At 65.7% G+C, this 17,625-nt stretch carries 21 protein-coding genes; 13 read left to right on the top strand and 8 right to left on the bottom strand.

Annotated elements, in window-relative coordinates; genetic code table 11:
- Window positions 1–34: 34 nt before the first annotated feature.
- Both GDN70_RS17685 and GDN70_RS17675 read left to right on the top strand, forming a co-directional pair.
- Window positions 35–1,264: a DNA polymerase IV gene (locus GDN70_RS17685; RefSeq protein WP_246554498.1), complete on the top strand. Its 1,230-nt coding sequence runs from the start codon at window positions 35–37 to the stop codon at window positions 1,262–1,264.
- A gap of 364 nt (window positions 1,265–1,628) precedes the next feature.
- A complete protein-coding gene (locus GDN70_RS17675; protein ID WP_152102837.1) occupies window positions 1,629–2,036 on the top strand; it encodes an ACT domain-containing protein in 408 nt (135 codons plus the stop codon).
- 51 nt (window positions 2,037–2,087) lie between these two features.
- Here the strand turns inward: GDN70_RS17675 and GDN70_RS17670 are convergent, their stop codons facing one another.
- Window positions 2,088–2,489 carry a RidA family protein gene (locus tag GDN70_RS17670; protein ID WP_028143958.1) on the bottom strand — a complete coding sequence of 134 codons (402 nt, stop codon included), beginning with the start codon at window positions 2,487–2,489 and terminating at the stop codon, window positions 2,088–2,090.
- Between the two features lie 174 nt (window positions 2,490–2,663).
- Entirely contained in the window at window positions 2,664–3,509 is an 846-nt protein-coding gene (locus tag GDN70_RS17665) for a cell envelope integrity EipB family protein (RefSeq protein WP_028143959.1), read from the bottom strand.
- A gap of 245 nt (window positions 3,510–3,754) precedes the next feature.
- On the opposite strand from GDN70_RS17665, the gene GDN70_RS17660 reads away from it, so the two are divergent.
- From GDN70_RS17660 to GDN70_RS17645, 4 genes are all read left to right on the top strand, one after another.
- A complete protein-coding gene (locus GDN70_RS17660; RefSeq protein WP_014494672.1) occupies window positions 3,755–4,222 on the top strand; it encodes a RidA family protein in 468 nt (155 codons plus the stop codon).
- 6 nt (window positions 4,223–4,228) lie between these two features.
- Window positions 4,229–4,975 carry a glycerophosphodiester phosphodiesterase gene (locus GDN70_RS17655; RefSeq protein WP_028143960.1) on the top strand — a complete coding sequence of 249 codons (747 nt, stop codon included), beginning with the start codon at window positions 4,229–4,231 and terminating at the stop codon, window positions 4,973–4,975.
- A 139-nt stretch (window positions 4,976–5,114) separates the two neighbouring features.
- Complete coding sequence (locus tag GDN70_RS17650) at window positions 5,115–6,371, top strand: GNAT family N-acetyltransferase (RefSeq protein ID WP_095426298.1); 1,257 nt, start codon at window positions 5,115–5,117, stop codon at window positions 6,369–6,371.
- Between the two features lie 64 nt (window positions 6,372–6,435).
- Window positions 6,436–6,861: an HIT family protein gene (locus GDN70_RS17645; RefSeq protein WP_028143962.1), complete on the top strand. Its 426-nt coding sequence runs from the start codon at window positions 6,436–6,438 to the stop codon at window positions 6,859–6,861.
- Between the two features lie 132 nt (window positions 6,862–6,993).
- On the opposite strand, the gene tsaA is transcribed toward GDN70_RS17645, so the two are convergent.
- The 4 genes from tsaA to GDN70_RS17625 all read right to left on the bottom strand — a co-directional run bounded on the left by tsaA (window position 6,994) and on the right by GDN70_RS17625 (window position 9,783).
- On the bottom strand, window positions 6,994–7,485 hold the full coding sequence (gene tsaA / locus GDN70_RS17640) for a tRNA (N6-threonylcarbamoyladenosine(37)-N6)-methyltransferase TrmO (RefSeq protein ID WP_028143963.1): 492 nt from the start codon (window positions 7,483–7,485) through the stop codon (window positions 6,994–6,996).
- 32 nt (window positions 7,486–7,517) lie between these two features.
- The gene (locus GDN70_RS17635) at window positions 7,518–7,868 is read right to left on the bottom strand and encodes an AzlD domain-containing protein (protein ID WP_028143964.1); all 351 of its coding nucleotides are present in this window, start codon (window positions 7,866–7,868) and stop codon (window positions 7,518–7,520) included.
- On the bottom strand, window positions 7,865–8,605 hold the full coding sequence (locus GDN70_RS17630) for an AzlC family ABC transporter permease (protein ID WP_152102836.1): 741 nt from the start codon (window positions 8,603–8,605) through the stop codon (window positions 7,865–7,867). The genes GDN70_RS17635 and GDN70_RS17630 overlap by 4 nt, the downstream gene beginning before the upstream one ends.
- A gap of 212 nt (window positions 8,606–8,817) precedes the next feature.
- The gene (locus tag GDN70_RS17625) at window positions 8,818–9,783 is read right to left on the bottom strand and encodes a lytic transglycosylase domain-containing protein (protein WP_038950331.1); all 966 of its coding nucleotides are present in this window, start codon (window positions 9,781–9,783) and stop codon (window positions 8,818–8,820) included.
- Between the two features lie 76 nt (window positions 9,784–9,859).
- Here GDN70_RS17625 and GDN70_RS17620 point away from each other — a divergent pair, with 76 nt between their 5' ends.
- On the top strand, window positions 9,860–10,498 hold the full coding sequence (locus tag GDN70_RS17620; RefSeq protein ID WP_038950332.1) for an HAD family hydrolase: 639 nt from the start codon (window positions 9,860–9,862) through the stop codon (window positions 10,496–10,498).
- On the opposite strand, the gene GDN70_RS17615 is transcribed toward GDN70_RS17620, so the two are convergent.
- Together GDN70_RS17615 and GDN70_RS17610 are read right to left on the bottom strand one after the other, a co-directional pair.
- A complete protein-coding gene (locus GDN70_RS17615) occupies window positions 10,495–11,535 on the bottom strand; it encodes a phenylacetaldoxime dehydratase family protein (RefSeq protein ID WP_038950334.1) in 1,041 nt (346 codons plus the stop codon). The two genes, GDN70_RS17620 and GDN70_RS17615, sit on opposite strands and share 4 nt — an antisense overlap.
- A 28-nt stretch (window positions 11,536–11,563) precedes the next feature.
- Window positions 11,564–12,580 carry a carbon-nitrogen hydrolase family protein gene (locus GDN70_RS17610; protein WP_028143968.1) on the bottom strand — a complete coding sequence of 339 codons (1,017 nt, stop codon included), beginning with the start codon at window positions 12,578–12,580 and terminating at the stop codon, window positions 11,564–11,566.
- A 196-nt stretch (window positions 12,581–12,776) separates the two neighbouring features.
- Here GDN70_RS17610 and GDN70_RS17605 point away from each other — a divergent pair, with 196 nt between their 5' ends.
- From GDN70_RS17605 to GDN70_RS17585, 6 genes are all read left to right on the top strand, one after another.
- Window positions 12,777–13,733: a helix-turn-helix domain-containing protein gene (locus tag GDN70_RS17605; protein WP_028143969.1), complete on the top strand. Its 957-nt coding sequence runs from the start codon at window positions 12,777–12,779 to the stop codon at window positions 13,731–13,733.
- A 128-nt stretch (window positions 13,734–13,861) separates the two neighbouring features.
- On the top strand, window positions 13,862–14,062 hold the full coding sequence (locus GDN70_RS17600) for a hypothetical protein (RefSeq protein ID WP_244429199.1): 201 nt from the start codon (window positions 13,862–13,864) through the stop codon (window positions 14,060–14,062).
- A 112-nt stretch (window positions 14,063–14,174) separates the two neighbouring features.
- Window positions 14,175–15,200: an aldo/keto reductase gene (locus GDN70_RS17595; RefSeq protein WP_038950336.1), complete on the top strand. Its 1,026-nt coding sequence runs from the start codon at window positions 14,175–14,177 to the stop codon at window positions 15,198–15,200.
- Between the two features lie 65 nt (window positions 15,201–15,265).
- A complete protein-coding gene (locus GDN70_RS34980) occupies window positions 15,266–15,427 on the top strand; it encodes a hypothetical protein (protein ID WP_173015828.1) in 162 nt (53 codons plus the stop codon).
- Window positions 15,428–15,559: 132 nt separating this feature from the next.
- Window positions 15,560–16,981: an MFS transporter gene (locus GDN70_RS17590; protein WP_049806683.1), complete on the top strand. Its 1,422-nt coding sequence runs from the start codon at window positions 15,560–15,562 to the stop codon at window positions 16,979–16,981.
- A gap of 128 nt (window positions 16,982–17,109) precedes the next feature.
- The gene (locus GDN70_RS17585) at window positions 17,110–17,568 is read left to right on the top strand and encodes a hypothetical protein (RefSeq protein WP_028143972.1); all 459 of its coding nucleotides are present in this window, start codon (window positions 17,110–17,112) and stop codon (window positions 17,566–17,568) included.
- The last annotated feature ends 57 nt before the right edge of the window (window positions 17,569–17,625 follow it).

The following is a 17,625-nucleotide window of genomic DNA, read 5'->3' as shown; positions in this document are numbered from 1 at the left end:
CTGCTTTTGCCGGGACTGTCTGGCCGATTTGGACATGGGCGTGCGGCGCTGTTCCGCCTGCGGTTCCCCTCGCCTCGTCCGCCACCGCGCGCTCGCGGGCCTGACCATCGCCCACATCGACTGCGACGCCTTCTATGCGACGGTCGAGAAGCGCGACAACCCCGACATTGCCGACAAGCCGGTCATCATCGGCGGGGGAAAACGCGGCGTGGTGTCGGCCGCCTGCTACATCGCACGCACCTATGGCGTGCGCTCGGCGATGCCGATGTTCAAGGCGCTCGACGCCTGCCCGCATGCAGTCGTGATCCCGCCCGACATGGCGAAGTATGTGCGGGTCGGGCGCGAGGTGCGCCAGGCCATGCAGGCCCTGACGCCGCTGGTCGAGCCGCTCTCGATCGACGAGGCGTTCCTCGATCTCTCCGGCACCGAACGGGTCCACGGCATGATCCCGGCAAAGGTGCTGGCGCGTTTTGCCCGCAACGTCGAGCGGGACATCGGCATCTCCGTCTCGGTCGGCCTGTCCTGCAACAAGTTTTTGGCCAAGATCGCCTCCGACCTCGACAAGCCCCGGGGCTTCGCCGCGCTCGACCAAGAGGAAGCGCGATCGATGCTTGCCGACAAGCCCGTCGGCTTCATCTTCGGCGTCGGACCCGCCACGCAGGAGCGGCTGGTGCAGCGCGGTTTCCGCATCATCGCCGATCTGCAAAAGGCCGACGAGATCGAGATGATGCGGCAGTTTCCGAGCGACGGCCGCAGGCTATGGCGGCTCGCGCGCGGCATCGACGACCGCCGCGTCGAGCCTGATCGGGGCGCCAAGACGATTTCAAGCGAAACCACCTTCGAGACCGACATCCGCGATTTCGCGACGCTGGAGAAGATCCTGTGGCGGCTGTGCGAGAAGACATCGTCACGGCTCAAGAGCAGCGAACTCGCCGGCTCGACCGTCACGCTGAAGCTGAAGACCGCCGATTTCCGCCAGCGCACGCGCTCGCAATCGATCGCGGCCCCGACCCAGCTCGCCGCAAAGATCTTCTCGATCTGCCGCGAGATGCTGGCCAAGGAGATCGACGGCACCGCCTTCCGCCTGATGGGCGCCGGCGTCAGCGCACTGCGCGAGGGCTCGCCCGCCGACGACACCGACATGCTCGACCGCCGCGCCGCCCACGCCGAGCGCGCCGTGGACAGCCTGCGCAAGAAATTCGGCAGCGCGGCGGTGATCCGCGGGATCGCGTATGAGGGCCCTGAAACAGGACAGCCCGAGTGATCGAGACCTGCTCAACTCAATCGCGTTCGAATATCCGCGCACCCGGATAGACGCGCCGGGCATATTGAACGACCAGCTGCCGATCCTGCGTTTCCAGGAACGGAGTTCGGATCTGACAAGACCCGACAATGAGGTGCCACAAACCGTTGAGCTTTCGAATGACGACATTCATTGAGCTTCCTCGTAGTGACCCGAGTGGACTCAAATTGTAAGAATCCGCCGCCGTTACTCAATTGTACGAGCGTAAGATCGGGGCATGAGAAGGATTCGGGGAGATATACGAACGTATGCCCGTCATGGCTTCAACAGCCGCCGGCGCCGATAGCTGCGCAAGGGCTCAAACGATTCTGCAGGAGCTGGCACCATGACGGGCGAGCACAATCTCGGCGCGCTGCTGAGACACATGAGGCCGAAGATGCTGGACGGCACCTTCGTATTTTGCACGATCCCGACCAGCGAGGCCATTCCCGAAGCACTCAAACCGCAGCTGACGTTCCGCGAACCGGAAGGCACGACGCTGGTGATCTCTCGCGAAGAGGCCGAAGCGGCGGGGCTGCGCTACGCGTTCCCCTCGCGCCTGATCACCCTGACGGTTCACTCGGCACTCGACGCGGTGGGCTTCTTGGCCGCGATCACGGCCCGTCTCGCTGAAGCCGGCATCAGCGTGAACGCGGTGTCGGCCTTCCACCACGACCATCTGCTTGTACCCGACGACAGGGCCGACGAAGCGATGGCTGTTCTTCACGGGATTTCGAGCGAGAGGCACTTGTAGCCCGGCGGCAGGCCTCCCGGATTGCGCTGCACTCCATCCGGGCTACGAAAATCAATCCGCGACGGCGATCGCCTCGATCTCGATCAGCCATTCCGGCGCGGCGAGCGCGGAGACGCCGACCAGGGTCGAGGCCGGCGGCTCCATGCCTTCGAAGAAGGCCGAGCGGGCCTTGCCGATGATGGGGCGCAGCTCCGGCTTGTAGTTCACGACGAAGGTCGTGATCTTCACGATGTTGGAATAGCTCGCGCCGGCTGCCTTCAGCGCGTGTCCGAGATTCTGCATCACCTGCGTGGTCTGCGCGGCGATATCGCCCTCGCCGACGATCCGCCCCTCCTCGTCGGTCGAGACCTGTCCCGAAATGTAGATGGTGCGCGCGCCGGTCGCGGTGACGACGTGGGAATAGGCGGGATTGTGATGCAGGCCGCTGGGACGGAGATGATCGAGCTTGGGCATGGGTTGCCTCCCTGGGGTTTTTGGTTGGGAGGGAGCGTAGCTGGTGAGGGACGGGAGAGCCAGCCCCGTCATTGCGAGGAGCTCTTGCGACGAAGCAATCCAGACTGCCAGCCGCAGAGGGATTCTGGATTGCTTCGCTACACTCGCAATGACGGAGGAGAGAGCATGACCCCCTCAATTACAGGGCTTGCTGTCCTTGACGTCGAACTTGCCCATCGCGCCGGAAATGACAAAGTCGTTGTAATCGAGCACGAGCTGGCGCGAGACGCCGTTTTCGTAGAGCTCGAACGCCATCGCGTAGACCGGCGTCTGCTCGCCCTCTTTCTGCTGGGCCTCGCGGTCGAAATAGCTGACCGTGACGGGCCAGCGCTTGAGCGATTTCATGTGCTCGTCGGAGGTCGACGGATCCGGCGCGGCGGCGCGGTCGGCGGGGATCGGCTGGCCGATCACGGTCAGCGTGTTGTAGACCTTCTGGCCGTCGTCGGAGCCGTCATAGACGGAGAGCTCGAGCAGCGGCTTGCCGTCCTTGGCGGCGGCGATGATGCGCTGGATCTGCTCGGTCGGGAATACGATCTTGCCGTCGAGGGTGAAATTCTTCGGCGCCGGCAGCTTCAGCTTGACGTTGATGTGGTCCCCGTCGCGCTCGGCCGAGCCATCGACGCGGCCGGCATCGGCCTCGTTCATGCGAGTCTCGATCTTGAAGCGATAGCTTTTGCCCGCGGCGTCTTCCCAGGAGTTGGAGCGGAGGTCGCTCAGCGTGACCTTGCCCTCCCCGCTGTCGAGCTCGGACACCTGGCGGAATTCGGAGGTGTAGCCCTCGCACGAGCTTCCGGTGAAGTTGTAGAGGATGCGCCCGCGCGCGCTATTGACCGAATTGGAGCGCGATTTCACCAGGCTGAGATCGTAAAGCGCCTGGTGCGCAAGGAACGGACCGTTGGCGGCCTGCGCGCCGTCGGCGAGGCCTAAACCGGCCGCCGCGAGCGCCATTACACCGAGCGAAGTCCGGAAAAGGTGCACCATGTCTGTTCCTTGGGGACGCGTCTTGGGATGCGCAGATTCGACATTTTAATGACCGTTCCATTGCGTCGCAACTGAGGCCGTTTCACGTAAAGTTGCGGCCCCACCGTTGAACCTGCGGCCTCGCCTCGGCAAAAGGCAGCCTGCTGCGGGTTGCTTGCATGTGGCGGCACGATGGGCGAAACAGGGCGCGGCCGGCCTCCCACGGATGCCGGGGCGAATGGAATTTCTGGACAACGAGGTCGAACATGGCGGGCACGGTCGAGCAAAAGCTGGCGGAACAGGGCATCAAGCTGCATGAGGCCCCCACGCCCGTGGCCAATTACGTCCCGTTCGTGCGCACCGGTAATTTGCTGTTCGTCTCCGGCCAGGTCTGCTTCGACCCCGCCGGCAAGCTGATCGCCAAGGGCAAGCTGGGCGCCGGCGTCTCGATCGAGGACGGCGCGGCGGCGGCCCGCGGCTGCGCGGTCAATTTGCTGGCCCAGGTCAAGGCGGCGCTCGGCGACCTCGACAAGGTCGTGCGCGTGGTGCGCCTTGGCGGCTTCATCAACTCGGCCCCGGACTTCCTGGACGGGCCGAAGGTGCTGAACGGCGCCTCCGACCTGATGGTCGCCGCCTTCGGTGACAAGGGCCGCCATGCCCGCACCACCGTCGGCGTCGCCTCGTTGCCGGCAGACGCGGCGGTCGAGGTCGAAGGCGTGTTCGAGGTCGCCTGACGGACAATGCGCGCTCCTGATTGGCTGACAGCCCGGCCGGTCGCCCATCGCGGCCTGCATGACATTTCCCGTGGCATCGTTGAGAACATGCCGGGCGCGGTGCAGGCTGCGATCGCAGGCAATTTTTCGATCGAGGTCGACATCCAGCTCTCGGCCGACGGCGAGGCCATGGTGCATCACGACCATGCGCTGGGCCGCCTCACCGAGGCCACCGGCGAGGTCGTGTCGAAGACCGCCGCGGAGCTGAAGGCCGTCAAATTCAAGGACACCGACGAGCGGATGATGTCGCTGTCCGACCTCTGCGCCATGGTCGCCGGCCGCGTGCCCCTGGTGATCGAGGTGAAGAGCCATTTTGGCGGCGACCGCAAGCTGGTGAAGCGGATGGCCGAGGTGCTGGCGTCCTATGACGGCCCCGCCGTCGGCATGTCGTTCGATCCCGACCAGGTGCTGGCACTGCGCGAGCTGCTGCCCTCCCGCCCGCGCGGCATCGTCGCGCAGCGGACCTATGAGGACGACTATTGGGCCAAGCTCACGCAGCCGCAGCGCGATAGCATGTTGTACCTGCGCCACGGCTTCCAGACCCAGCCCCATTTCGTCGCCTTCAGGGTCGACGACCTCCCGGCCCCCGCCCCCTGGATCGCCCGCAATCTGTTCGGCTGCGCCCTGCTCGGCTGGACGGTCCGCACCCCGGAGCAGCGGACGCGGGTCGGGCAATATGCCGACCAGATGATCTTTGAGGGGTTCGTGCCGTAGGGCACGCTCGTGTCTCGGACAAGCTGCAACGCTTCGGCTCAGCAGCGCACCACTGCGTGCTGCGCTGCGCCCGGGGCACGAGAGCCGTGCTCCCGCGCCCTCTTGAAGTCACTGCTGCAATGCACGATCTTGGGCAACGATGGCATCATCCGAAATCACGCTCGAGGCCCTACCTTCGATTGGCGAGGTATCCCGGGAGGACTGGGACGCCTGTGCCAATCCCGGCAAGGTTCTTAACGAAAAGGCCTGCAACGGGCTTGGCGCGGGAACCTCATCTGGACTTCCAGGCGATTCCCTCGGCCTCTCAAAACCTGCCTATAACCCGTTCGTCTCACACGCCTTTCTCTCGGCCGTTGAGAAATCGGGTTCGGCGACAATCCGCACGGGCTGGGGACCGCGGCATCTCGTGGCCAAGGTCGACGGCCGCGTCGCCGGTGTCGTGCCCTGCTATCTGAAATCGCATTCGCAAGGCGAATACGTCTTTGATCGCGGTTGGGCGGATGCCTATGAGCGCGCCGGCGGGCGCTACTATCCGAAGCTCCAGGTCTCGGTTCCCTTCACGCCGGCCACAGGCCCGCGCCTGCTGGTCCGTGACGGCGTCGATCGCGAGCGCATCATGGACGCGCTGGCGAGCGGGCTGGTAGCGCTCTGCGGCGTCAGCAAGGCCTCCTCCGTCCACGTCACCTTTGCGCGCGAAGAAGAATGGAAGCTGCTCGCCGAGCACGGCTTCCTGCAGCGTACCGACCAGCAGTTCCACTGGCACAATGAGGGCTTTGCGAGCTTCGACGACTTCCTCAGCACCCTGAACTCGCGTCACCGCAAATCGATCAAGCGCGAGCGGCGCGATGCGCTCCCCGCCGGGATCACCATCCACTGGCTGACGGGAAAAGACATCACCGAGGATGCCTGGGACGCCTTCTTCGCATTCTACATGGAGACCGGCTCGCGCAAATGGGGCCGTCCCTATCTGACGCGGGAGTTCTTCTCGCTGATCGGCGAGACCATGGCAGAGGACGTGCTGCTGGTGATGGTCCGCCGCAACAATCGCTGGATCGCGGGCGCGATCAACTTCATCGGCTCGGACACGCTGTTCGGCCGCAACTGGGGCGCGGTCGAGCATCATCCGTTCCTGCATTTCGAGGTCTGCTATTACCAGGCGATCGACTTTGCCATCAAACGCGGCCTCACCCATGTCGAGGCCGGCGCGCAAGGCGAGCACAAGATCGCGCGCGGCTACCTGCCGCGCACAACCCATTCCGCGCATTTCATCGCCGATCCCGGCCTGCGCCGCGCGATTGATGATTACCTCAAGCGCGAGCGCGCTTATGTCGCCGAAGCCGGACGCGAGCTCGCCGAGCTCGGCCCGTTCCGCAAAGGCGCCGACGAGGCGCCTTGACGCCTCGCCGTCGCTGGTGACAGTAAGCGCAAAATTCCAAGCGCAAGTTTCTCGGGGAGCCGCCATGACCGCCTACGACACCAACAACATCTTCGCGAAGATCCTACGCGGCGAGCTGCCCTGCTCCAAGGTCTATGAGGACGAGCACGTCTTCGCGTTCCTCGACATCATGCCGCGCGTCCCTGGCCACACGCTGGTGATCCCGAAGGCCCCTGCCCGCAACATCCTCGACATCAAGCCGGACGACTACGCCCATGTCGCCCGCGGCGCGCACAGGATCGCCGCAGCCGCGATGCAGGCATTCAAGGCCGACGGCATCACCATCCAGCAGTTCAACGAGCCCGCCGGTGGACAAGTCGTGTTTCACCTGCACATGCACGTGATGCCGCGGCACGACGGCGTGGCGATGCTGCCGCCCGCCAGCCGCAAGGAAGATGCCAAGGTGCTGGAAGAGCACGCGGCGAAGCTGATCGCGGCGTTAAAGGGTTGATGTCATTCCGGGGCGCGCCCCCTTGGCGCGAGCTATGGTGCGCAATTGCGCACCTGAGAATCCATTTCACCACCGACTCTGACGCCTGATGGATTCCGGGCTCGCGCCTTCGGCGCGCCCCGGAATGACAGATCACTCCGTCTCGAAATCCCCTGGCTGGGGCGCCGCCAATGGCGTGAACTCGCACCGATCTGGCTTGATGTCGATCAGCGGCGTGTTGTCGAGGCAATCGAGCCCGCGCACCAGGATCGCATTGCCCTCGATGCCGACCAGCTTCACGATCGACGTGCCGATCGGATTTGGCCGCACCGGCGAGCGCAGCGAAAAGGTGCCGCGGGTTTTCTCGTTGTTCTTGGGGCTCTGCAGGATGATGTCGCGGCGCGACTGGTCGAGCCAATAGAGCACTTCGAGATTGCTGTAGAAATCGACGCCCTTGATGGCCGGCACGAACGGCTCGAAGATCTCGAGGCGGCAGATCGGGCCGTCCTGACGTCCCTGCCGCGGCGTCTCCAGCCGCGAGGTCCAGGGCGTGCGGATGCGGCCGATGAAAACGAGACCGGCGTCCTGTGTCGGTGGCAGCTCGATGGCGACCTCGCCCTCGCGGAGCTCCTGTTCGCGAACCATATTTCCTGTTCCTTGGCTGTTCGCCGGCGGTTTTAGCCCAACCACCACTTGCCGGCCAGCATGAAGACTTCGCCGGTCACGACGCCCGCAAAGATCGAGCGGCGGGTCAGCAGGAACACGACGAGGCCGGCGGCCACCGCGCCATAACGCAAGGTATCAGGCACGCTCGCCAGCGCACCCGGCGGCTCGACCACGATCTGGGCGATGACGCCGGCGAGGATGGCGGTGGCGACCGCCCTCACCCAAACCAGCAGTTCGGAGCCTTCGTCGATGCCGCCGCCAAACCACAGGCCCAGCATGCGCCAGATCTGGTTGGGAACGACCCCGGCGACGAACAGCACCGCCAGCGCATGCCAGTCGCCGATCGCTTGCGCAAAACTCACGCGCGCACCTCCCGCGACCAATGCACGCCATAGGCGATCGTGCCGGCCACCACCCCGCTGACCAGGATATCGACACCGGAGTTCATCTTCGCGGCCAGCGGATAAAGCAAGATGCCCAGCACGAGCGCGACGACATCGGCGACCTCGCGGCTGTTGCGCGCAGTCGAGAACAGGAACGACAGCGGCGTCAGCAGCAGGATCGCCGCTCCAAGCGTCTGCGTCAGGTTGGCGGCGAGGAAATAGCCGAAGGTGTTGGCGACGAGGCACACCGAGACGAGGCCACAGCCGAGCCCGTGAACGAAGGCGATGCGCCGTTCACGCGGCACCTGCGGCAGGAAACGGTGACACTCGACCCACAGCGTCACCGCGGTGAGATGCGCGGCAAAGACCAGCTCGCGCCGTTTGGTCGTCGGCGTGCGCATCAAGGGCAGCACCGAGACCACCATCGGGAACAGCCTGATGGCGCTGACGGTGACTGCAATCGCCGACTGGATGACGGTGGCGCCGGAGCCGAGCGTGGTGATCAGGATGATCTGCGCCGGCCCCGCCCAGACGAACAGCGTCGAGGCGAGCGCCCAGGCCAGACTGAAATGGGTGTCATGGGCCAGCGCGCCGATGCCGAGATAGGTCACGAACAGCACGATGGTGAGGATCGTCTGCGTGATCGAGCGCAGGCCCCAGCCGAAGGCAAGCCACCGGCTATTCCATTGTGGTGAATCGAGCGGAGGAAGCGCCACGGGAGTCTTGGCCGGGTTGCGGAATCGTGCCCGCATAACGGGCAATGCGGCGCCTCGCGTCAAGGAAGCGCGCGGCGGGGCTGGCATGCGTGACGCACCCAGCGCCGTCATTCCGGGGCGCGCCAAGCGCGAGCCCGGAATCCATCGGGCCGCAGAGACAGCCTCGCGATGGATTCCGGGTTCGCGACTTCGTCGCGCCCCGGAATGACAGCCTACCCCGCGACACCCTTGTTCTTCAGTACGAAGCACGCCCCGCCGGCCTTGCGGATGCGGTTGCACAGATCATCCGCCTCGCCGCGCGTGTCGGCGCCGATGCGCACCTGGTAGAACGCACGGGTGCCGCGGCTGCGCATCACCGAACTCAGCAGGCTCGGATCACGCTCGCCGATCGCGGCACCGAGCCGCGTGACCGCGCGGGAGTACATCGCCAGCGCCCTGTTACGGTCGAAGCCGGCGGCGAGCTGCACGCCCCAGGCCTTTGCGGCCGCAAGCTCCACATGCTGCTCGAGCTCGGCGACGAAAGCATTCGGCGCGCGCTTGAGCAGCGCCATCAGGTCGCGACAGCTCGTCGGCGGCGCGCTCGGCGGGCCCTTGCCGGTCGCGCCTGCCTTGGCCCAGGCATCGACGCTGGTGCCGGTGATGGCCAAGACATAGTTGCGGGTCTGCTCCGGCATGCCGCCGGTGCCGGCGAGCCATTCCTGCACGCGCCGCGGACCTGCGTTGTAGGCAGCGGCCGCGAGGCCGAGATTGCCGAACTGGTTGCGTAGCTCGTTCAAGAATTCTGCCGACTTCGGCAATGCCTGCACCGGATTGAACGGATTGAGCAGCCCGCGCTCGCTCGCGGTGCCCGGCATGAACTGCGCGATCCCCTGTGCGTGCTCGCCGCTGCGTGTCGTGGGACCTACCGCATCGGCCTGGAAGCGGCTTTCCTGCCAGATCACCCGGGCGAAGAATTCCAGCGGGAGATTGGCATCGCGCGCGGCGGCCTCGATGATCAGGCAGATCGACTCCCGCGTGTCGCTCTCGCGCGCCGACTCGGGCGATGGCGACGGTTTTGCGGGGGCTTCGGGGCCGAGCTGCGTGGGAGGAACCGGTGCGTCCTCGGCCAGCGCCGACGTGCAGACGAACGCTGCCACGAGCAGCTGCCAGATCAGCCTCTGGACCCCACCAAGCTGCATTTCGCTCCAAGCCCTTGAACTCGGGCCCCAAGGCAACTAGCAACGGCCGGAATAATCAACGCTGAGCTCGGCCAAAATGCGGACAATCTATTTTGATCTCGACGGCACACTCACCGATCCAAAGCCCGGGATCACCGGTTCGATCCAGTATGCCCTGAAAAAACTCGACCAGCCGGTCCCGAGCCAGGACGAGCTGACCTGGTGCATTGGGCCGCCGCTGCATGCCAGCCTGAAGAGGCTCGTCGGAACCGACGAACTTGCTGACCGGGCGCTGCTACTCTACCGCGAGCGGTTTTCCGAGGTCGGCCTGTTCGAGAATGCGCTCTATCAGGGCATCCACGACACGCTCGCCGCGGTGGCCGCGACGACGCCGCGCATGTTCGTGGCGACCAGCAAGCCCGCGGTCTACGCTACCCGCATCGTCAATCATTTCGGCCTGAAGCCGTATTTCGAGCGCGTGTTCGGGTCCGAGCTCGACGGCACCCGCGTCGACAAGCGCGATCTGCTGCGCTACGCGCTCGACGAGACCAAGGTCGACGCGAGCAGCGCCATCATGATCGGCGACCGCAGCCACGATGTGATCGGCGCCCGCACCAACGGCATGACCGCGATCGGCGTGCTCTATGGCTATGGCAGCGAGACCGAGCTCAGGGACGCCGGCGCGCATCACATCTGCGCCGCACATCCCGAGCTGCTCGGTCATTGCGTGGGCTAGGCGCTGACGGTCTCCACCGCCGTCAACATGCCGGTCTTGGCGTGGCAGTTCAGATATTCGAAGAACTGCTCGTCCGCAGCTGCCACCGTGACCTCGTGATAAAGTCGCAGCTTGGCTGACGGGCCGAGCGTGGACAGATACTTCATCGCGGCACCAAAAATCCTGACATGGGTTGGATGCGACTCCGCCCAGCGTTCGAGCGCCGCCAGGCTCTTCCACCAGCTCTGGCCGTAGGACTTTTCGCTCACGCTGCCGTCGGCCTGGAGCACCTCCATGTAGCGGTTGGCATAGCAGCCGATCGCAAGCCCCTCGTCGCGCAGGAAATCCATGCCCTCGCGCAGCACCGGCTCGACATCATCGAGATAGAGCTTTCGCTCGGATGCCTCGGTATCGCTCCAATCCTGCCCGGACCTGATCAGGCAGAGATTGTCGTGCGCCGTCACGCGCAGCCGCGCACCGTCCCGGATCAGCTCCGGCGCGCCACCGGGCGCCATCGCGTCGGTTTGCGACAGCGGAATACGGTCGCGCATGCCGCCCCAGTAAGCGTGCTCCTGCACCTCGCCGCTCATGCCGCCGGCGATCGAGGCGACGCCCTCAGTCCGGTCGGGCGAGGAGAACAGTGTCTCGTGCCGCGCTACAATGGGACGCAGCACTTCGACGAAGGTGCCGATGCCTTCGCGCTGCCGTCCGGTCCAGGCCTCGCGCGCCGCTTCGAACCAGGCGTCGAAGCGTGCGATGTCGTCCCAATAGCCCACCGAGACGACGGTCTCGTATCCGGCTTGATCGACATAGTGCGCGCGATCCCAATGCGAAGGCCCGCCTGCCGCAGCGAAATAGCGCGCGATGTCGGCGAGCGCCTCCGTCGCGGCCACCGGCGCCGTGCCGCGATGCTGCACGCCGAAATAGGCCATCACGACACGGCTCACGCCGGGCCTGTAGCGCGCCACAAAGGACGGATATGGCGGCTGGTAATCATCAGGCACGCGCTTGTGGCGCGTGCGCGGGTTTTCGAGATGCCGAGGAATTGCAGATTCCACGATCGTACCCTCCCCTCGATCTCGGTGATCAGCTCGCCGCCGCGGCGATGTCCGTGGGCTCGACGGTATCCACCGGCAAGGCAAATTGCTCGACGCGTTGGTACCGCTTCTTGTTCAGGAGCAACCGCGTCACGTCGGGCCGTGAATAATGCCCGGCCGGATCTGCCGCGTTCTTGGCAACACCGATGGCGCCGAGGTCGATCTCGGCGATCAATAACCCCTCCTGATCCGGCGCCAGCTTCTCGCCGATCTGGCTGCCGTCGGGACCGTAGATCGCGGCAAAGCCGCCGCCGGCATGCAGCAGCGCGTGCTTGTCCGGCCGGTCGCAAAGTTCGTCGATCATCGCTTGCGAGACCGTCGCGCAAGGCGCGAGCACGAAGCAAGAGCCCTCCACCGCATAGACGCGCGAAGCGGCGTTGTTGACCTCGGCGCCGAGCGCCGGCGCGAAGGGATCATAAAGCGAGAAGCTCGGCCAGGCCGCGACATGCACCTGCTCGTTCTGGGCGTACATCGCGTATTTGGACAGCGGCTGGAGATGCTCCCAGCAGCACAGCGCGCCGAGACGGCCGATGTCGGCCCTCGCATGCACGGCGAGATCGCTGCCGTCGCCCTCGCCGTAGACGGTACGCTCGGCATGGGTCGGCCGCAGCTTGCGGCGTTTGGCGATGGTCTCGCCATCGGGCCCGATCAGCCATTGCGCCAGATAGAGGCTGCCGCCGTCGCGTTCGGACAGGCCGATCACGGCGGTGAGCCTGGCCTTGCGTACGGCATCGCGCAAGCGCTCGGCCTGCGGGCTGTCATAGGACAGCGAGTTGTCGAAATAGCGCTGCACGAAGCCGCGGCCGATCGCCCAGGCCGGCGAGTCCATCCAGATATGCCAGGGGTAACCGGGGATGAAGGCCTCGGGAAAGGCGATCAGCCTGGCGCCCTTCTCCGCGGCCTCCCTGATCAGCGCGATCGACTTGTCGATGGAGGCGTCGAGATCGAGCCAAGCCGGCGCCGCCTGCACCACCGCCACCTTGTATTTCGGATGTTCGATGCCCATTGCCGCCTCCATTGCCGGTTGATCGGAAGCCATCTCCGATGCAGTCTATTGGGCCAAAGCGGGCAACCAGCCGCTCGACCGCGGCGGAACAAAAACTCGACCGGCCGGGATTTCGGCCCGGTACGGGATTTGCCTCGGATCGGGCTGGATCTGCGCCAACATGCGATTTCGCTGGATGTGAAAGGGAGGCCTGCCGATGCCAATCCAGTTCACGACGGACGGCAGCCCGGGCTACCGGCGGCTCGCCCTCTGGCAGGACATCGTCTGCGACGTCTTCGTCGGGCTCGACTGCAAATCCGATCTCGGCAGCGCCTTTCGCGGCTCGGTCACGCAAATCCCGCTCGGCAAGGCCGTATGCTCCGAGGTCTGCTCCGATCGCCAGCACGTATTCCGTACGCCCTCCCGCATCGCGCGCTCGGATCAGGATTTCGTCCTGGTCGCGCTCGGCCATCGCGGCGACGGCGGCGTGGTGCAGGACGGCCGCGAGACTGTAGTTCATCCCGGCGAGTTCGCGCTCTACGACACCACGCGCCCCTATGAGCTGAAGTTCAACGACGCCTTCACGCAGACCATCTTCAAGGTGCCGCGCGAGATGTTGCAGCGCCGGCTCGGCGGCACGGAGACGCTGACCGCGATGTCGTTTGGCACTGAGGCACCGCTCGAGCGGCTCGCCTATGATTTCATCTTCCGGCTTTGCCAGAGTGCCGACCGGCTCGCCCCTGGCAACGCCGCTGTTCTGTCCGAACAGGCCGTCGATCTGCTCGCGATGGCGCTGAGCGAGCGGCTCGGCAAGACGTCGCTGCCATCCTCGACCCACCGCTCTGCGCTGATCTACCGCCTCAAGGCGCATGTCCGCGCCCATCTCGCCGACCCCGACCTTTCATTGCCGGAGACCGCGGCTGCGCTCGGCATTTCGCCGCGCTACGTGAACGACCTTCTCGCCGACGAAGAGACCTCGTTCCAACGTTACGTCCTCGCCGAACGCCTTGCGCGGTGCCGTCGCGACCTCGCCTCGCCCATGCTCGTCCATCGCCACATCAGCGAGATCGCCTTTGCCTGGGGTTTCAACGACCTCTCGCATTTCGGCCGCGTCTTCCGCGAGCATTTTGGCATGTCGCCGCGCGATTTCAGGCAGAGCCAACTGCGGCACTGAGCAGCCATCTTCGCAAGCCTTCGTCCTGGACGAAGGCAACGCTCGCCAATTCCAGATTGTCTTGCGTTGCGGCGTGGATCAGGCTGCCACGCATGAGGACTCAGACGACGATAAGCGGAAGCGAGCTGTTGCTGAGCGTCATCGCGATCCGTCTCGCCGTGCTGGTCGTGGTGGGATGGGGTTTGACTCTGCTGCCGCAGCAGACGCGCAATCGAGAGCTCGGCTGCGCTCCCCCATCCCAGGCAAGGGACGAGCCGAAACTTTCGGCGAAGCTTGTCGGCCCGCGCATCGTTGACGCCGCGTTCGACGATATGCTTCGGCACGATTAGGGCGTCCGAGCAAGGCCGGTATGTGAGCGCGTGATAGGACAAGGCACCCGCTTGCGCTAACCTCGATGCCGAGGCCGCAACGATCAATCAGCGGCAGCCGAGGAGCATTTCGATGGAATACCGACGCTTGGGCCGGTCAGGCCTCATGGTGCCCGCCTTGAGCCTTGGCACCGGCACCTTCGGCGGCGTCGGCCGCCTTGCCGCGTGGGGCACGACGGACGCGACCGAGGCGCGGCGCCTGCTGGACGTCTGCCTTGAGGCCGGCGTGTCGATGTTCGACACCGCGGACGTCTATTCGCTCGGCGAGTCCGAACGCGTTCTCGGCGAGGCCATCAAGGGCCGCCGCGACAAGGTGCTGGTCTCGACCAAGGCCACGTTTCGCTTCGGCGACGGCCCGAACGACATCGGCTCGTCACGGCAGCATCTGCTCGCAGCCATCGACGGTTCGCTGAGCCGGCTCGGCACCGACTACATCGATTTGTTCCAGCTCCACGGCTTCGACGCCTTCACGCCGCCGGAGGAGGTGCTCGCGACCCTCGATACGCTCGTGCGCGCCGGCAAGATCCGCTATGTCGGCGTTTCGAATTTTTCCGGCTGGCACCTGATGAAGTCGCTCTCTGTTGCCGACAAGCACGGTTTTCCGCGCTACGTCGCCAACCAGACCTATTATTCGCTGATCGGGCGCGATTACGAATGGGAGTTGATGCCGCTCGGCCTCGACCAGGGGTTAGGTGCCGTGGTCTGGTCGCCGCTCGGATGGGGACGCCTCACGGGCAAGCTTCGCCGAGGTCAGCCGAAGCCCGAGGTGAGCCGCCTGCCCAAGACCGCCGAGTTCGGCCCGCCGGTGCCGGACGAGCACGTCTATCGTGTCGTCGATGCCATCGACGAGGTCGCGAAGGAAACCGGCAAGAGCGTGTCGCAGATCGCGCTGAACTGGCTGCTGCAGCGCCCGACCGTATCGACGCTGATCATCGGCGCGCGCAACGAGACGCAGCTGCGCGAAAATCTCGGCGCCGTCGGCTGGTCCTTGACCAAGGACCAGGTCGCAAAACTCGACGCGGCGAGCAAGGTGACGCTGCCCTATCCCTACTGGCACCAGCGCACGACCTTCACCGACCGGAACCCGCCGGCGGTGTAGGCCTCGTTGAGCTGCATCAAGCCCGCTCGCGCCGGCCGTGGCACAATGCGGCCGCGAGGCCGCCGATGCGCCGATCTGCCATGAAGGCTCTGTTCACGGTCCTCAATCTCACCCGCACCGAGCGGACGCGGATCGACCGGGACCGCGCCGTCCTGGTCGTCTCGACGATGGTGACGCTCGGCCTCATTGCGCTCTACGTGTTCGGGAAATCGACAGCACGCTGGTAGGGTGCGCGGCCGTTCCGGTCGATGCCGACCGCCTGCGGCACAGGAACCGTCCGTGTCCTGCCGGGTTGCGATCCATCCTGCAATTTCCTAATCGGGAGACGGAACACGGCTCGAATCAAGCGCGCCTCCATCATGTCGTCCGCCCCCATCGAGCACGCCGACGGCCTGCCGCAGCCACAGCGCAACCAGGCGGTGCTGACCATTGCGCTGGGCATCATCATGGCGGTGGTCGACAGCGCCATCGCCAATGTCGCGCTGCCGACGATCGCGGCCGACCTCGACGCCAGTCCGGCCTTCTCGATCTGGATCGTCAACGGCTACCAGCTTGCGATCACGATCTCGCTGCTGCCGCTGGCTTCGCTCGGCGAGATCGTCGGCTATCGCCGCGTCTATCTGGTCGGGCTGGTGCTGTTCACGCTGGCATCCGCCTTCTGCGCGCTGGCGCATACGCTGCCGCTGCTCACGATCGCGCGCATCATCCAGGGCTTTGGCGCGGCCGGCATCATGAGCGTCAACGCGGCGCTGGTGCGCTTCACTTACCCGCGCAGCCAGCTCGGCCGCGGCATCGGGCTCAACGCGCTCGTCGTCGCCTTCTCGGCCGCCATCGGCCCGACGCTCGCCGCAGGCATCCTGGCGGTCGGAAGCTGGCCGTGGCTGTTCGCCATCAACGTGCCGCTCGGCGCGGTGACGCTGGTGCTGGGCCTGCGCAGCCTGCCGCACACAAAGCCCGCCAGCCATTCGTTCGACTGGCAGAGCGCGGGGCTTTCAGCGATCACCTTCGGCGTCGGGATCGCAGCCGTCGACAGCGTCGGTCATGGCGAGGCCGCCATCACCTGCCTGATCCAGTTCGCCATCGCTCTGGTCGCAGGCGCGCTGCTGATCTGGCGCGAAACCCACATGACCTCGCCGCTGCTGCCGGTCGACCTGTTGCGCATCCCCGTGTTCGCGCTGTCGATCGCGACCTCGATCGCCTCGTTCTGCGGGCAGATGCTGGCCTTCGTCGCGATCCCCTTCTACCTCCAGAGCCGCTTCGGCTATTCGGCGGTGCATATGGGCCTCCTGATCACGCCATGGCCGATCGCGGTGGCGTTCGCGGCGCCGCTGGCCGGCCGCCTGGTCGAGCGTTATCCGGCCGGCCTGCTCGGCGGCATCGGGCTCACGCTGTTCGCCTGCGGCCTCGCCGCGCTCGCCTTCCTGCCCGCGGACCCCACACCGTTCGACGTGATCTGGCGCATGGCGCTGGCAGGTGCCGGATTCGGTCTGTTCCAGACCCCCAACAACCGCACCATGATCGCAGCCGCCCCGCGCGAGCGCGCCGGCGGCGCCAGCGGCATGCTTGGCACGGCGCGTCTGCTCGGCCAGACCACTGGCGCTGCGCTGGTGGCGTTGTTGCTCGGACGGTATCCGGTTGAGGGGACCAGGCTGGCACTGCTCGCAGGCGTCGGGTTTGCACTCTGCGGCGCGGTGCTGAGCATGTTGCGGCTGTCTCCGGCTGGCGCGCGCGGCGCCGAACACGTCCGCGTGCAGGACGATCAGCGCCTGCGGGGCGACTGACAGAGCCCACCTTCAGGTGCCTGCTATTCCCGTGCACAACCCCTGCGTGGCTTAACTATCAGGACCAATGACCTATTGCCCTCGCGCTCCGGTTGCGCTTGATTGGCGCGGGGAATAAGGGGCACTTCATGCGTTCATTGGGAATTGTGGCGCTCAGCGTCATGCTGGGCGGTTGCGCGTCTGTGACGCGCGGCACGACCGAAAACATCAGCATCTCATCGACACCGTCGGGCGTGGAGGCTGTGGTCAGCGGGCTTGAGGTGCCGACAACCTGCACAACACCTTGCGCCATCGTCGCCAAGCGTAGCGCCGACATCACGATCACCTTCGAAAAGGAAGGCTATCAACCCCAGACGGTGCAACTCACCAAGGAAGTGTCGGGCACGGGCGCCGCCGGCTTCGCCGGCAATCTCCTCGCCGGCGGCGTCATCGGCATGGGCGTTGATGCCGCGACCGGGGCGGCCACCGATCACAAGCCCAATCCGGTCATCGTGACGATGCAGCCGACCGCCCCCGCCCGCAGCGCGCGGCCGGCCGCGCCGCGCAAGCCGCGTCCGCCAGCGGCCGCGCCCGAAGCCGGGACGTAAGGGTCACACACAGCCTCGGAAACAAAAAAGGCCGGCTTCGCAGCCGGCCTCTTTCTG

This window comes from Bradyrhizobium sp. TM102, from assembly GCF_009176685.1.
GTDB lineage: Bacteria > Pseudomonadota > Alphaproteobacteria > Rhizobiales > Xanthobacteraceae > Bradyrhizobium > Bradyrhizobium ottawaense.
The sequence above is the reverse complement of the archived record's forward strand: the minus strand, read 5'-3'. Positions and strand labels throughout refer to the sequence as shown.

Bases quoted from the DNA above. Each gene is read 5' to 3' on its own strand.
- GDN70_RS17660 (WP_014494672.1), top strand. From the start codon at position 3,755: ATGGCGGGCACGGTCGAGCAAAAGCTGGCGGAACAGGGCATCAAGCTG.
- GDN70_RS17675 (WP_152102837.1), top strand. From the start codon at position 1,629: ATGACGGGCGAGCACAATCTCGGCGCGCTGCTGAGACACATGAGGCCG.
- GDN70_RS17645 (WP_028143962.1), top strand. From the start codon at position 6,436: ATGACCGCCTACGACACCAACAACATCTTCGCGAAGATCCTACGCGGC.
- GDN70_RS34980 (WP_173015828.1), top strand. From the start codon at position 15,266: ATGCGCCGATCTGCCATGAAGGCTCTGTTCACGGTCCTCAATCTCACC.
- GDN70_RS17670 (WP_028143958.1), bottom strand. From the start codon at position 2,489: ATGCCCAAGCTCGATCATCTCCGTCCCAGCGGCCTGCATCACAATCCC.
- GDN70_RS17650 (WP_095426298.1), top strand. From the start codon at position 5,115: ATGGCATCATCCGAAATCACGCTCGAGGCCCTACCTTCGATTGGCGAG.
- GDN70_RS17620 (WP_038950332.1), top strand. From the start codon at position 9,860: ATGCGGACAATCTATTTTGATCTCGACGGCACACTCACCGATCCAAAG.
- GDN70_RS17685 (WP_246554498.1), top strand. From the start codon at position 35: ATGGGCGTGCGGCGCTGTTCCGCCTGCGGTTCCCCTCGCCTCGTCCGC.
- GDN70_RS17595 (WP_038950336.1), top strand. From the start codon at position 14,175: ATGGAATACCGACGCTTGGGCCGGTCAGGCCTCATGGTGCCCGCCTTG.
- GDN70_RS17585 (WP_028143972.1), top strand. From the start codon at position 17,110: ATGCGTTCATTGGGAATTGTGGCGCTCAGCGTCATGCTGGGCGGTTGC.
- GDN70_RS17590 (WP_049806683.1), top strand. From the start codon at position 15,560: ATGTCGTCCGCCCCCATCGAGCACGCCGACGGCCTGCCGCAGCCACAG.
- GDN70_RS17610 (WP_028143968.1), bottom strand. From the start codon at position 12,580: ATGGGCATCGAACATCCGAAATACAAGGTGGCGGTGGTGCAGGCGGCG.
- GDN70_RS17605 (WP_028143969.1), top strand. From the start codon at position 12,777: ATGCCAATCCAGTTCACGACGGACGGCAGCCCGGGCTACCGGCGGCTC.
- GDN70_RS17625 (WP_038950331.1), bottom strand. From the start codon at position 9,783: ATGCAGCTTGGTGGGGTCCAGAGGCTGATCTGGCAGCTGCTCGTGGCA.
- GDN70_RS17655 (WP_028143960.1), top strand. From the start codon at position 4,229: ATGCGCGCTCCTGATTGGCTGACAGCCCGGCCGGTCGCCCATCGCGGC.
- GDN70_RS17665 (WP_028143959.1), bottom strand. From the start codon at position 3,509: ATGGTGCACCTTTTCCGGACTTCGCTCGGTGTAATGGCGCTCGCGGCG.
- tsaA (WP_028143963.1), bottom strand. From the start codon at position 7,485: ATGGTTCGCGAACAGGAGCTCCGCGAGGGCGAGGTCGCCATCGAGCTG.